General features: G+C 59.6%; 10 protein-coding genes. 5 read left to right on the top strand and 5 right to left on the bottom strand.

Features of this window, described 5'->3' with window-relative positions; translation table 11 throughout:
* Positions 1 to 74: 74 nt before the first annotated feature.
* Positions 75 to 266 (top strand): hypothetical protein, encoded by a 192-nt coding sequence (locus AX756_RS24935; RefSeq protein WP_082738862.1) that lies wholly within the window; start codon positions 75 to 77, stop codon positions 264 to 266.
* Here AX756_RS24935 and AX756_RS01270 read toward each other — a convergent pair.
* Genes AX756_RS01270 through AX756_RS01290 form a run of 5 tightly spaced genes read right to left on the bottom strand, consistent with a single transcriptional unit; the run spans position 212 to position 6633 of the window.
* Positions 212 to 994 carry an ABC transporter ATP-binding protein gene (locus tag AX756_RS01270; RefSeq protein ID WP_068307630.1) on the bottom strand — a complete coding sequence of 261 codons (783 nt, stop codon included), beginning with the start codon at positions 992 to 994 and terminating at the stop codon, positions 212 to 214. The genes AX756_RS24935 and AX756_RS01270 overlap by 55 nt on opposite strands.
* Positions 991 to 1746 carry an ABC transporter permease gene (locus AX756_RS01275; protein ID WP_231700952.1) on the bottom strand — a complete coding sequence of 252 codons (756 nt, stop codon included), beginning with the start codon at positions 1744 to 1746 and terminating at the stop codon, positions 991 to 993. Before AX756_RS01275 ends, AX756_RS01270 begins: the two co-directional genes overlap by 4 nt.
* A 5-nt stretch (positions 1747 to 1751) precedes the next feature.
* The gene (locus AX756_RS01280) at positions 1752 to 2732 is read right to left on the bottom strand and encodes an ABC transporter substrate-binding protein (protein ID WP_068307636.1); all 981 of its coding nucleotides are present in this window, start codon (positions 2730 to 2732) and stop codon (positions 1752 to 1754) included.
* Positions 2733 to 2772: 40 nt separating this feature from the next.
* Positions 2773 to 4632: a [FeFe] hydrogenase, group A gene (locus AX756_RS01285; RefSeq protein ID WP_068307640.1), complete on the bottom strand. Its 1860-nt coding sequence runs from the start codon at positions 4630 to 4632 to the stop codon at positions 2773 to 2775.
* A 3-nt stretch (positions 4633 to 4635) separates the two neighbouring features.
* A complete protein-coding gene (locus AX756_RS01290) occupies positions 4636 to 6633 on the bottom strand; it encodes an FAD-dependent oxidoreductase (protein ID WP_068307642.1) in 1998 nt (665 codons plus the stop codon).
* Between the two features lie 164 nt (positions 6634 to 6797).
* Between AX756_RS01290 and AX756_RS01295 the strand changes: the two genes are divergently transcribed.
* The 4 genes from AX756_RS01295 (at position 6798) to AX756_RS01310 (ending at position 13391) form a co-directional block, all read left to right on the top strand.
* Entirely contained in the window at positions 6798 to 7811 is a 1014-nt protein-coding gene (locus AX756_RS01295) for a LacI family DNA-binding transcriptional regulator (RefSeq protein WP_068307644.1), read from the top strand.
* Between the two features lie 210 nt (positions 7812 to 8021).
* Positions 8022 to 8240, top strand: coding sequence for a DUF1127 domain-containing protein (locus AX756_RS01300; RefSeq protein WP_231700953.1), 219 nt, complete (start codon positions 8022 to 8024; stop codon positions 8238 to 8240).
* Between the two features lie 1256 nt (positions 8241 to 9496).
* On the top strand, positions 9497 to 10981 hold the full coding sequence (locus AX756_RS01305) for a recombinase family protein (protein WP_082738863.1): 1485 nt from the start codon (positions 9497 to 9499) through the stop codon (positions 10979 to 10981).
* A 175-nt stretch (positions 10982 to 11156) separates the two neighbouring features.
* Positions 11157 to 13391 (top strand): RelA/SpoT-related domain-containing protein, encoded by a 2235-nt coding sequence (locus AX756_RS01310; protein WP_082738864.1) that lies wholly within the window; start codon positions 11157 to 11159, stop codon positions 13389 to 13391.
* The last annotated feature ends 7 nt before the right edge of the window (positions 13392 to 13398 follow it).

Below are 13398 nucleotides of genomic sequence, written 5' to 3' on the forward strand. Positions count from 1 at the left end.
TGGCAACCGCCGAGAATTGCGACGAAACTGGCCATGCCGGGAACGGCTTCGAGTGCCATGGGAGAGCAGCCGACATGTTCAATTTCGACGTCCCCTTTTTCCGCCCGCTCTGGGTGCGGATCGTGACTGTTGGTTTCAGCGTCGGTTGGGGGCTGGTCGAGCTGTCAATGGGCTCGGCTGGCTTCGCGGTGCTTTTCCTCGCGGCCGGTATCTACTCCGCGTATCGGCTCTTCATTACCTTCGATCCACCCGAAGAAGACCCCTGATCGCGCGGTCCGCTGTCGGCGAGAGCGTCCAGTTCTTCGGCAAGCTCGGCGATTTCGACGGCGGTTCGGTTTCCAGGCCGGTCGGGGAACTCCCGCAGGGCACGAATCCGGCCGGGCGCGGTGGACAGCAACACCACCCGGTCGGCAATCCGCACAGCCTCTCGCGTATCATGAGTGACGATCAACGCGGTCGCGTGGCGCTCCTCGATGGCATGGCGCACCCGTGCATGCATGCGCCGCGCAAGAGGTGGATCGAGCGCGCGAAATGGCTCGTCGAGTAGGAGCAGATCCGGCGCCACGGCGAGCGCGCGGGCCAGCGCAACACGTTGCTGCATCCCGCCGGAAAGTTGGCGCGGGAGTTTGCAGAGTTCCGCCCCCGACAGACCTGTCTCTTCCAACGCCGTCCGTGCGCGCTCCACTCTTTCAGCCGCGGGGATCGGCTCGGCCTTGAGGCCGAAAGCGACATTTGACAGCGCATCCCGCCAGGGTAGCAGCAGCGGATCCTGGAACATCGGCGCGGTCCGGCAGCCCTCGGCCCGCCGGAGAACGCCGCTCTCCGGCCTCAACAGGCCCGCCGCCAATGCAATCAACGTGCTCTTGCCACAGCCGGATGGCCCCATCAGGCAGGTGATGGAGCCTCTGGGGATATCGACGGAGAAACCGTCGAGAACAGGCGTGTTCCCATAACGGAAGATGACGTTGTCGAAGGACAGAACGGGACCGGTCATGGCTCTGCCGCACCTTCATCGTCACGCCACCGTTCAAGTTTCGTTCGCAGATGCCGCAAGAGCATGTGGTCGAGCAAAATCAACGCGATGACGATGACAACAACCCAGGCCATGGTTTCCGCCGTATCCACGCGCGCCCTTGCCCCGGCGATGCCGTCGCCGATCCCGCCAGCGCCCGAGAGAAGTTCGGCCATGACGGCCACTTTCCACGACATGGCAAAACCCGTTGCCAGCGCGGGAAAGAGGTGGCCGAGCATATGCGGGCCATAGACATCGAAGACCATCGCCGAGGGGGGCGCCCGGAAGGCGCGCGCCATCCGGGCCAGGCCGCCATCGAGGCTGCGCGCGCCTTGAACGGCGGCGGCGAAAACGATGGGGCCGGTGGCAATGGCGACCGTGAAGATCACGGCGCGGTCGCCACCGAACCAGAGCAGGGCCAGTACCACCCAGGCAATCGCCGGAACGCCGAGAAGTATGATCGCGACCGGGTGGAGCATGCGGCGCAGCCCATCCCGCAACCCGGAAGCGGTACCGGCCAGCGTGCCGATCACGGCGCCGGCCAGCCAGCCTGCACCGGCGTGCAAGGCCGTGGCGGCGAGGGCCGGCCCGATCTCGCCTTCGCGCGCCAGTCGCAGAAGCGCGCGGGCAGTGTCGTCCAGCCCCGGCAGGACCAACGCACCATAGGCGCGGTGCCCCAGCTCCCAGAGACCGAGCAGCAACAGGATTCCCAAAGCGCCGTAGAGGCGTTTCACATCGCTCAGCCCCAATAGAAATCGTCGGGGGGAAGTTTGCCGCCTACGATGCCGGGATCAAGGCTCATAAGGTGGTTGAAATAGACCTCGATATCCTCCTGTGCCTCTTTCGCCGATTGAACGTCGAGATGCACGAAGGGCAGCGAGCGCGCGATCACGGGCGCGGGGAGCGGCAGATACGCGGCAGACATTTCGCCAGCCTGCTGCGGGTTGTCGAGCACCCAGCGTCCGGCTTCGACGCAAGCCGCGTGGGTCGCGGCGACCAACTCGGCCTCGGCGGCAAGGAACTCCGGGTTGGCTGCGAGGCCGACCTGCGGGATGCGCGGCCCGCGGCCGGTGTGCTGGCCATAGACCTCCGTGATGTCGATGGCGCGGAAAAGCGGTTGTTCGGCCTTCGCGGCGCGCATCAGGGCGGCGGTTGCGGCTGGTTCGTGCAGAACGGCAACGTCTCCGCGACCGGAAAGATAGAGCGGCACCGCCTCGCCGGGCGAGCCCACATAATCAAGCTCCACATCCTTGTCCGGGTCGAGCCCGGACCATTTCAGCACCAGCCGGAACAGCAGGTCCGGCGCTTCGTTCTTGTTCGAGAGCAACACGCGCTTGCCGGCAAGATCCTCGATCCGGGACACGCTCTCGTCACGCGCCATCACGTAGAGCACGCCCCATGTGACGACATTGACCATGCGGATGCCCGCACCGCGGTTGTAAAAATTGGCCGCGGCATAGGTGGAGGTGGCGAAGAGCTTGAAGCGGCCCGACGCAATACCCGCGCGCATCTGGTCGGTGCTTTTCCAGATATCGAACGCGACATTGGGCAGATCGCCCGACGCAACCGCGCGGGCAAAGACCGCCGAGGGCGAGGCCGGAATGCCCCAGAGCGTGAGCGGCTGTTCGGAGGCCGTGGCGATCCGGGGCAACAGCGCGGAGGCCGCCAGCCCGCCGAGCAGGGCGCGCCGGTCAATCTGTCCGTACAGAGGTTTCATCATTCGGCGTCCTTTGAAAACCGTAGGGGAAGCAGGTCAGGGGTCAGTAGACGACCGAACTCATCGTAATGTCGTCCCAGACGTCCTTCACGGTCTGCTGCATTTCGCGGCGGCGGTCCGTGTAGTGCGTGTGCAGAAGCGTGTGCGCCTTCTCCGAATTGGGGGCTTCGAGGAAGTCCCGGTAGAGCGTTTTCACCTGCTGGTTATTGTGGGACTGGCGCACATTCGACTTGCGGTCGACATTGTAGATCGTGTCGCGCCGCGCCATGGCCAGCGGCAGGTAGGCCTTCTTGGAACGCAGAGAGCCGCCGCCATCGACGCACCCGCCGGGGCAGGCCATGACCTCGATGAAATCGAAATCCGTCTCGCCCGCCAGCACCTTTTCGACCAGCGCGCGGGTGTCGCCGAGCCCGTGCACCATGGCCACCTTCACCTCGCCGAAGGGTCCGCCGAGATCGACTGTGGCCGCGCGCACCCCTTCGAAGCCGCGTAATTGCTCCAGCTCAATCTGGTCGAGTTCCTTGCCGTTGACGACCGAATAGATCGTGCGCACGGCGGCCTCCATGACGCCGCCGGTGGTGCCGAAAATCGCGCCGGCACCGGAAAACTCGCTCATATAGGGATCGTCGAACGCGGAGGGTTCCAGATCCTTCAGGTCGATCCCCTCTCGCCGCAGCAGGCGGGCGAATTCGCGGGTAGTCAGCACCACGTCCGTTTCCGGCGCGCCATCCATGGTGAGCTGCGGGCGAACGGCCTCGTCCTTTTTCGCCGTACAGGGCATGATCGAGATCACCCGGATATTCTCCGGCTTCACCCCGTGTTTTTCCGGCAGGTAGGTCTTGGCGACGGTCGAGAGCACCTGTTGCGGCGATTTCGTCGAACTCAGCAACGGCAGAATCTCGGGATAGTGGATTTCCGCGAAATTGATCCAGGCCGGGCAGCAGGAGGTGAAGGTTGGGCGCGAGCGGTCCTTGAGACGGGAGAGCAACTCGGTGCCTTCCTCCATGATCACCACGTCGGCGGCGAAATTCGTGTCGAGTACGATATCGACGCCGATCTTCTTGCAAGCGGTGATGATGTGCCCCTGCACATTGGTGCCGGCGGGCATGCCGAACTCCTCGCCGAAGGCCACACGCACGGCGGGGGCAAACTGCACCACCGTGGTCAGCTCCGGGTCGCAGATATAATCCAGCGCACGCTCGCATTCGTCGCGTTCGCCCAGCGCGCCGGTTGGACAGACGAGCACGCATTGCCCGCAAGTGACGCAGGTGGAGTTGAGTTGATCGGTGCCGTGGCGCAACGTGACCAGCCGGTCCAGCCCGGTGCCCTCCATGGCAAGCGCGTCAACCTGTTGGTGATGGCGGCAGACTGCCACGCAACGCTGGCAGCGCACGCAACGCTGCATGTCGCGGATGAGCGCGGGCGAGGAGGTATCCACCTCGCGCGCCAACGTACGTTCGCGGTCGAAGAAACGGTTCTCGGTCAGCCCGACGAATTGCGCCAGATCCTGCAATTCGCAGTCGCCATGGCGCACGCAGGTCGCGCAATCCTGCAGGTGGTCCGCCATGAGCAGTTCCACTTGCAGCTTCTGGATATCGCGAACCTCGCGGGTGCGGGTGGCGACAGTCATCCCCTCGCGCACCGGCGTGTCGCAGGCGCTGACGATCTGATGCTTGTCGCGGCCTGCCTGAACGATATCCACCATGCAGATACGGCAAGCGCCGGGCGTGTGGTCGATGTCATCCATCTCGCAGAGCGTCGGGATGTAGATGTCGTGCCGCCGCGCGCAGGAGAGGATCGGCTCGTTGGGGAAGGCCCGGCAGGCGGTCTTGTTGATGGTCAGCGAGATCGTGGCGGCTTCCGGGTCACGCGCGGCGAGTTGGGCGAGGTCGGTCGTGCACATGGCTCAGGACGCTCCTTCGGGAATGGCATGCTGGGTGACGACGGAATAGATCCGGTAGCAGCGCATGCATCGTTGCGCCTCGGCATAAGCCTCTTTTTCGCAGATGGTCTGCTCGACCTCGCCGAACATGTGCTTGCGCAGCTCCGGGTCGAGTTCGGGATTGTGCACGCGATAGGCGTTGCGCACCGGGGCCTCCACCACGTCGCTGGCCAGGAAGCGGTTGTCCGAGATCAGGTCCCGCATCCGGGAACGCTTGAAGAAGCGTTGTGTGCCGAGCTGCACCCAGTCGTCGATATTGCGCGCGGCCTTGAGGCCGGCGGCCATGGCGTAGATCAGCGTCGAGGGGCCGGTCACGCAGTCGCCACCGGCAAAGACGCCGGGGCGCGAGGTCGCAAGCCCCTTGTCGGCCGACACGCAGCGCCACTTGTCGAAGGCGATCCCATCCCCTTCGACAAGCGTGCCATCCTCGACCTGTTGGCCGATGGCGGCAATGAAAGTGTCGCATGGAAGGGTGAACTCGGAACCGGGGATGGGGCGCACGCTGCGCCGTCCGCTTTCGTCGGGCTCGGTCTGCTCCATGCGGACCAGTTCGACACCCATGACCTTGCCATTCTCGGTGATCAGCCGGGTCGGGTTGGTGAGCGTGTGGAAATGGATATCCTCCGCACCCGCTGCCACGATTTCCTCCTCGTCGGCAGGCATGTCCTCCCGCGTCCGGCGATAGATCACATGGACATTGTCGGCGCCAAGCCGGACCGCCGAGCGCAGGCAGTCCATCGCCACGTTGCCACCGCCCACGACGACGACCTCGCCTTTCATGTCGAGCCGTTCGATTTCATCCACGTGGTCATGCACCTTCAGCAGGAACTCGATGCCGCTGAAATAGCCATCGCGCGCGACGCTCTCGCCCTCGATGCCCAGCGCGGTGCCCTCCTGGCAGCCGAGGCCGAGGAAGACGGCCTTGTAGCCGCGCGTGAAAAGCTCATCGATGGAGAAATCCCGCCCGAGTTGCTGGCCGAACAGGAACCGCCCGCCCAATTCGACGATGATGTCGGTCTCCATCGCCAGCGTGTCCTTGGGCAGCCGGTAGGAGGGAATGCCGATCTGGGCCATGCCGCCAGCCTGGTCGGATTTCTCGAACACATCCACCTGGTAGCCGTGCAGAAGCAGGTGATAGGCGCAGGAAATGCCCGCCGGCCCGGCGCCGATCACGGCGATCTTCATGCTGTCATCCAGCGGTTTGCGGATCATGTCGCGGGTGAACTTGAGCGCCTTCGGGCCCTTCTGCTTGTCGGCCACGAAGCGCTTGAGCGTCTTGATGCCGACCGCCTCGTCCACGAATTTCCGCCGGCAGGCCATCTCGCAATAGCGCACGCAGACCCGGCCACAGGTCGCCGCCATCGGGTATTTCTGCAGAAGCACGCCGAGCGAGCGCTCCGGCCGTCCATCGCGGATATAGTCGATGTAACGCGGTACGTTGATCTTGGAGGGGCAGGCTTCGATGCAGGGCGCGGTCATGTAGGCCATGCCGTGCTGGGCACGGATCGGCCGATGATCGGCGATCTCGGTTTCCACCTTTTCGCGATAGTTTCTGAGTACGTCCAGCAGCGCCACTGCACAGGTCTGACCGAGGCCGCACAGCGAGGTTTGACGCATCTGCTCGCCCAGCATCTCGATATCATCGAAATCGAGGGGGGAATCGAGCCCACGCCGCATCTTGTCCAGCGCATCGCGCACCAGAACGGTACCCATCCGGCAAGGCGTGCAGGCGCCGCAGGACTGCTCGGCGGCCTTGTTCATGTAGTGGTAGAGCGCGTCGACCAGGCTCACATTCTCCTCGAACACGAAGAACCCGCGATCCCCGAAAAACGCGCGGATGCCGTTGCCCTCGTCGAACTCGTCGAAATTGGTCAGGGTTGAGAGGCGGGTCTCGGCGCCCTCTGCCTCGGCTTGAGGGTCGTGCACCTGTCCGTCCCATACCCCAAAGACAATTTTCGACATACGCCATCCTCCTTGGCCAACCGTGGCGGCAGGCCGCCCATCGAGGCCGACGTTACCGCAACGTAAAATAGGTCAGAAATCCAACTTTGATGGGAAGCCATCAAATCGGGATGACAGGGCGCCGCAGCCTGACTAATCTGCGACGGTAGGAGGCGCGAAGCGACATGGCACGAAAGGCAACCCTGACGGATGTTGCGCGCGAGGCAGGCGTGTCGATTGCCACGGTCGACCGCGTTATCAACAATCGCGGCGGCGTCGAGCGATCGAAGGAAGAAAAAGTGATGCGCGCGGCGCATCTGCTCGAACTGGACCGCCGACTGGATTTCGCCAGCTCTCAGATCCGCCGGGTGGCCGTCATGGTGCAGCCACCGACCAATCCGTTCCACGCCGAGTTGCAGGCCGGTATCGAGACCGCGCGCAAGATGCTCGCACCGCTCTCTGTGCAGATGCAGGTTGTCCACATTCCTTTGGGCGGCCATGCCGACATAGCCAAGCGGATACGAGGCTTGCGGAGCTGGGCCGACGGTCTGATCATCTCGACATCCGATGTTCCCGAAATTGCCGAGGCGATCCGCAGCATCAGCGATACGATCCCGGTGATCACGCTCGCCACGGACATCGCCGATTGCGGCCGCGTTGCCTATGTCGGGCCCAATGACGAGCGCTCCGGGCGGATTGCCGGCGATCTGCTGGGGATGTTCATGGGCGAGAGCGGCGGACATGTGATGATGCTGGTCGGCCGGCTGGACATGGCTGGGCACAGGGCGCGGGCGACAGGGTTCTCGGAGATCCTGCAACGCCGGCATCCGCAATGCGTCCTGTCGCGGATGATCGAAACGGGCGAGCAACGCGACCTTGCCCATCAGCTTGTCCATCGGAGCCTGAAAGCCGATCCGTTCATCCGAGGCATCTATCTTTTGTCGGTCGGAGCTACGGAGGTGGTGGAAGCGGTGGAAGGGCTTGGGCGACAAGGAACGGTTCATATCGTGTCGCATGAACTGACGTCCAATCGCCGCGAATTGTTGCGCCAACGCCGCATTCACGCCGTTCTGGATCAGAACCCCAGGCGAGAAACACGCCTTGCCGCCGAGGCGATTGCCTGTCATCTTGGACGTCTTGCCAAGGTCGAGGAACCTCTGGAGACCAACGCCCAGATCTTCATGGCCGAGAATGTCTGATATGGCGGAAATCCGTGCATAGATCGACACCATCGGACGTGCTGCAATGCGGCAAGATTCTAATATCGTGAACTAAATATGAAATGCCGACTTATGCAGCCGTCGCAAGCCGGGCATTCATTCCTGCCAATTGTTAGCGCAATCAAAGGGGCTATATCTAGGGCAGGACGCCGTTAGCGATAACGGGAACACGGACCAAAGGACCAGACCATGAGCATGAACGACGCTGTATTCGCCCCCGCCCCGCTGTTTGAAGCCCCCCGCCGCCTTCTCGCCGATTTTGCCGCATGGCGCCGCCGCTATGCCCACTACCGCAACACGATCTCCGAACTGGACAAGCTCGACGATCGCGACCTGACGGATCTGAACATGAGCCGTGCCGACTTCCACTTCCTTGCCAGGAAAGCCGCTGAGGAAGCCTGCGCCTGAACCACAGGACCTGAAAGGCAAGAAAGGTCACGACACGAATGAAAACGCCCGCTGTTCGTCAGTGGGCGTTCTGTTTTTCGACACGGCGGAAGCGCAGCGTCCGAGGTTCCGTGGCACTTCGTCTCCGACAAATATGCCTAAGCAGGCGGAACCAATGGCGTTCGGTTTGTCCATGGATTCGTCGAACGCAATGCCAGGGGGCAACGCGTGTGACCGTTGCCTCGAACGCGGGGTGGACCAAACGAAATCGGGAAACATGCAGACGGGATAGTCTCTGTGAACTGCTGGAAATGGAGTCGCCGTTCGCGCCACCGCTGACAGTCCAGTCACCCACGATCCTTCGCACCGCAAGTGGGTGCGGATGTCGTGCATGTCTGGATGCTCTAGAACACAATCACCGAGCCGCAGGTGGGAACCTGAGGAGCCAATTGGCGCTATAATGCACTGATTTTATTTGGGAGAAGTGGTGCCAGGAGAGGACTCACCTTTTCCGTTTAATCTTTTGATATCAAATCAGTAATGCCTGTGTGGTTTTCGTGCGTACCCCGGGCACATACCCCAGGACCACCAAAGATTCGGAGGTTCGGGTGCACATAAGGGACCATACACGCACGTTATTTCTCTTCGGCAACCGTATTCCGAACACCAGTGAATCTCAATCGCTTGGAGCTTCAGGCGCAAGATCTGTACGTAACACCGCCGATCAGGCGGAGTGGTTGAGCGTCGCGCTGGCAACGCGAGATTCATCTGCGATAGTAGATGAAGTCACGCTCGCAGATACCCCGAATCCGGTCAACCATGTTCCGGTATGTTCTCCGGCTGATGTACATACACGATGTACATACAGGTTGTGGGTCAGTGTGGGGGGTCCAGTATCCCCATTTTTGACCCGGTCATCATCGCTGAGAACACCACCAGATCGGCATGAAGCAACGAACCCCGGAAAGGTGAAACCTTTCCGGTCCGCCCATGCCGATCTGGTGGTTGTTCTGTACAGGGTGTCTGATAGACAGGATATCGCGCCGAGCAGGTCCAATGCTAGTCGGCTAGAAATCGACACACTGCATCCTAGACCTCCTAGTCGGCTTTGGTCGTCACCCGTAGACTTCGAAGATGGATCAAGACGACTTCCTCAACCGCCACCTTGAACTCTGCCAACGCGTTTTCGAAGACATGATGCGCGACGGTTCTTGGCCGTGGCGCGATTCGCAAAAATCTCCAGATCTGGTAGAGTCCGAGGGTAACGACGACAATGTATGAAACCGTGTTTTGGGTACATCCGGGTGTCGTCCCAGAAGCAAGGCGAAGGGGTCTCACTCGAAGCACAGAAAGATGCCATCACGGAATTTGCGAGTCGTGAGAACCTAGAGATCATCCGCTGGTTTGAAGAGAAGGAGACCGCCGCCAAGACGGGCCGGCGGGTTTTCAATGATATGATCAGGGAGCTCAAGCGCGGTCGCGCTGCGGGGCTCATCATCCACCGCATCGACCGCAGCGCCAGGAACTTCCTTGATTGGGGCCGGATAGGCGAACTCTCCGACAAAGGCATCGACGTGTACTTCGCCACTGAGAGCCTGGATTTCCGTTCTCGCGGCGGTCGCCTGGTCGCCGACATCCAGATGGCTGTGGCCGCCGACTATTGCCGCAATCTCTCCATTGAAGCCCGCAAGGGCATCAACGGGCGACTGAAGCAGGGTCTCTATCCCTTCTATGCGCCGCTTGGGTACGAGAACCAGGGTGGCGGAAAGTTGAAGACGACTGACCCACTCCGGGCGCCGCTCATCAAACAGCTCTTCAATCTCTACCTCACCGGCGATCACTCGATCCGGTCGCTGCACGCCGAGATGGTGAAACGTGGTCTCACCACACGCGGTGGAAAGCCAGTCTCACGCCGCACCATCGAAAACATCCTCCAGAACCGCTTCTACTGCGGCTTGACACAAAATGGCCGGACCGGCGAGGTGTTCCAAGGCAAACACAAACCACTGATCTCGGTGGCTGATTTCGCACGGATCAAAGCGATCAAGGAGGGGCGGTACACCAAGAAAAAGACCAAGCATGATCACCTGCTCAGGAAGCTCTTCCGCTGTGGCGGCAGCGGCACGCTGCTGACGCCTGAGCGGCAGAAGGGTCACGTGTATTACCGCTGCCACACAGCCGGCTGCGTCAAACAGACGGCCCGTGAGGAGCTCTTAGACGCCGCTGTGTTCCAGGGTCTCGGGCAGCTCCAGTTCACCGACGAGGACGTCGAGACCATGCGCGCGAAGTATGAGACCTGGGATATGCCAGCTCGACTTGAGGAAGAGCGCCAGAACCTGAAACTGCGGCTGGCTGACGCCAAGGATCGCCTCGACCGTCTGACCGACTTCCTGCTCGACGGGACCCTTGATCGGGAAGCCTACGCCAGACGGCGGGAGACGCTGCAGATCGAGATTGCCGGCCTCAACGAAGACCTCCGGAATCTCAAGGAACGAGACGTATCCGCCGAGGACATCGAGAAATTCTTCGAACTCATGAAAAGCCTTGCGGCGCTTTACGCCTCAGCAAAACCGCCGGCGAAACGGGGAATCATTGAGAATTGCTTTTCGAACCGAACCTGGACTGGTTCCCAGGTTGAACTTGAGCCGTCTGATCGGCTCGTGCGGGCCAAGACTGACATGCTTGCCCCATCTGGCGGGGGTACCCGAGACACTTTTCGAGCCTTGATCGAGATCTTCTATCCGAATGACATTTCAGGGTGAACCCGTGCGACTCGTGCAGCTCGTGTCTCAAGTGCTCAACAGCTTCACTAACAGATCAACCGCAGCAGCGTTGTATATCACGGGCGTCGCCGCAGAAACCTTTCCTGTCCTTTCGTATTGTTCTTCCTGCTTCTTGTTCCTGAAGTTGTACGCCGAATAGTCTGGGTCGCCCTTCATGCCATTGTCAGAGATTGCTTTCCAAATTTTGTTTTGCTTCGCCCCGGGAGCCTTTTTTGAAACCTCAGCTGCTAGCTCTAGCGCAGAAAGTGGATTATTGGGCTATCTGAACACCTGCGCAGACTACGACTCGTCAGGCAGTTCCCCTGATGTTGCCATTAGCCTCACCCGACAGGAAGTGACAAACCTGATGCCGCGGAGCATTGGTCATTCAGGCACCCGCACGCGGAGGTTGACGATCGTCAGCCTCTTGCGGCAGTGTGCGGGAAACTCGTTGCGGGGAAAGATTTTGAGTAAGCAGGACGTTGTTGCCATTCGCGGTGACGCAGTTAAGGCGCTGATCGGAGCTGAGGCGGCCAGAGCGCAACTGCTAGCGGCTCTGTCGTTGGGCCCGGCGAGCATCTACAATTACCTGTATGCCGTGAAGTGTCGGATTAAGTCTGAGGACAGTTTTGTAAAAAAAGTTATAAAGAAGCAGAAAGAAAAAGACCCAGCTTATCGCGCCAATGATGTTACGGATGTCATCGGACTAAGGCTATTGACCCTACACAGTCAAGAACTGCTACCTACGTGTAGGCGATTCATGGATTTTGTTCGCTTCGGAAGCTTGAATGATTGCAGACTGTTTGCGGGCCTTGACCCACTAGCTTCAATTAAAGAGGTGATAGTTTTCAGAACACCTTCCGCTCCACCTTCCTATATTGACTGCTACAACTTCTTCGAAAAGACATTTCGGAATGTGGACTCTGTTACCCCTAAGCTGGAAGAAACCCGGCAGCTCCCAGGCGAGAAAATGTATTCCTCGATTCACATTGTATGCCTTTTGAATAGTTACCATCAGGGGCGGACCTCCATTGTGCCGCTTGAGGTACAGATTCGAACCGGGTTTGAGGACATCTGGGGCGAAATCCAACACAAACTGGAATACAAGGCGGGAGACATTGAGTTTCCTGATGAGAGAATCGGCGAACTCTACAAAGAAACCGTCAGCGCCCTCGATACGCTGAAACGGCAAGTGGATATCTGCGGAGAGTCCGCTGACAAAATCCGGAATCAAATTGACCAGATCACAAGCATAAGCCTCCTGGATCCGCTTGGAGCGTTTCACGTTAACGGACAGATTGTTGATTCCCGTATTCATCACCCAGACATAAGGAACGACGTACCAGTTCCCGGGTTGGAGGAGCAACTTGTTGAGTTGGAGTCAACCATTCAGGATGCTCACACTCGGATCAATTTGTTTCTCAGTGATATGAGAAATGGGAGTCCGACGGATATTATTTCGAAACTGAAATCTTGCGTTGACCAGATTGATTCAATTCGTGGAAGCTATCGAGAAATTGATCAAGCACGTTACGAGTCCGATGGCTCTGCTAGGTACATTTTTTTCATGGAAGAAGCGCTATGTTTGTTTTGGATAGGTCGGATTCTGAAGATCTCAGGACGAACTAAGGAGAAGTCGGACGATTATTTTGCGCGGTCGGAGAGCATTTATCGGGGGGTCGTGAGCGATAATGCTTATCGACAGGATGCAATCTGCCGATATCGGCTTGGGCATGTATTGTTGTCCCAAGGCCGAATTGATGAGGCGTTTGGATTCCTGGAGTTAGCCCATGAAAGACTAGAAGTTAGGAGGGACGATGTCACATCGTTGCCTCACTTTGAAATTGATCCTCATCACCTCTACGACATAAAAATTAGGCGCCTTTTTGCATACTGCAACTGGGTCATATCGGAGAAGCTCGCAGAGTCGTCAAGAGAATCCGGGCTTGCTCCTCCTGAGTCAGAGCGCCGAGAGAAAATCGAGTTTGCGTTGCGGGAAAACGTAGCGATTTTGGATAAGTTCCAGGGTGAAAAGTTTCTTTCCAAACCAGACTACGAAAAGAATCTTCGCAATGCGGCCAATGACGCGGTCTGTTACGCGTCAGATCTTGTGGAAATCTTGGGGAGCGTCGAGGCAGTTCGTTCCTTAGGTGTGGATCTCGAAGGACTGCTGGCAAAGGCTGTCGTTTTGGGGGTCGGGCAAAACACTTGGAAAGACGAGCACAGCTTGCTGATCGCCAAAGCGTACTTTGATGAGTCGGCCACTGATGATTCGGGCTTGCGCGATTTCCGGGAAAAGATAGTTGAAGGTCAACTCAAGCACCCAGCTCCCGCACCTGAAGAAGCTGACTACATGTTGCGGACAATCGATTCCGCGCTACAATATCTTGGGGGTCATGAAATGGCCTAAATCTTGT

Origin of the sequence: Aliiruegeria sabulilitoris, from assembly GCF_001558155.1 — a bacterium.
Taxonomy (GTDB): domain Bacteria; phylum Pseudomonadota; class Alphaproteobacteria; order Rhodobacterales; family Rhodobacteraceae; genus Tropicimonas; species Tropicimonas sabulilitoris.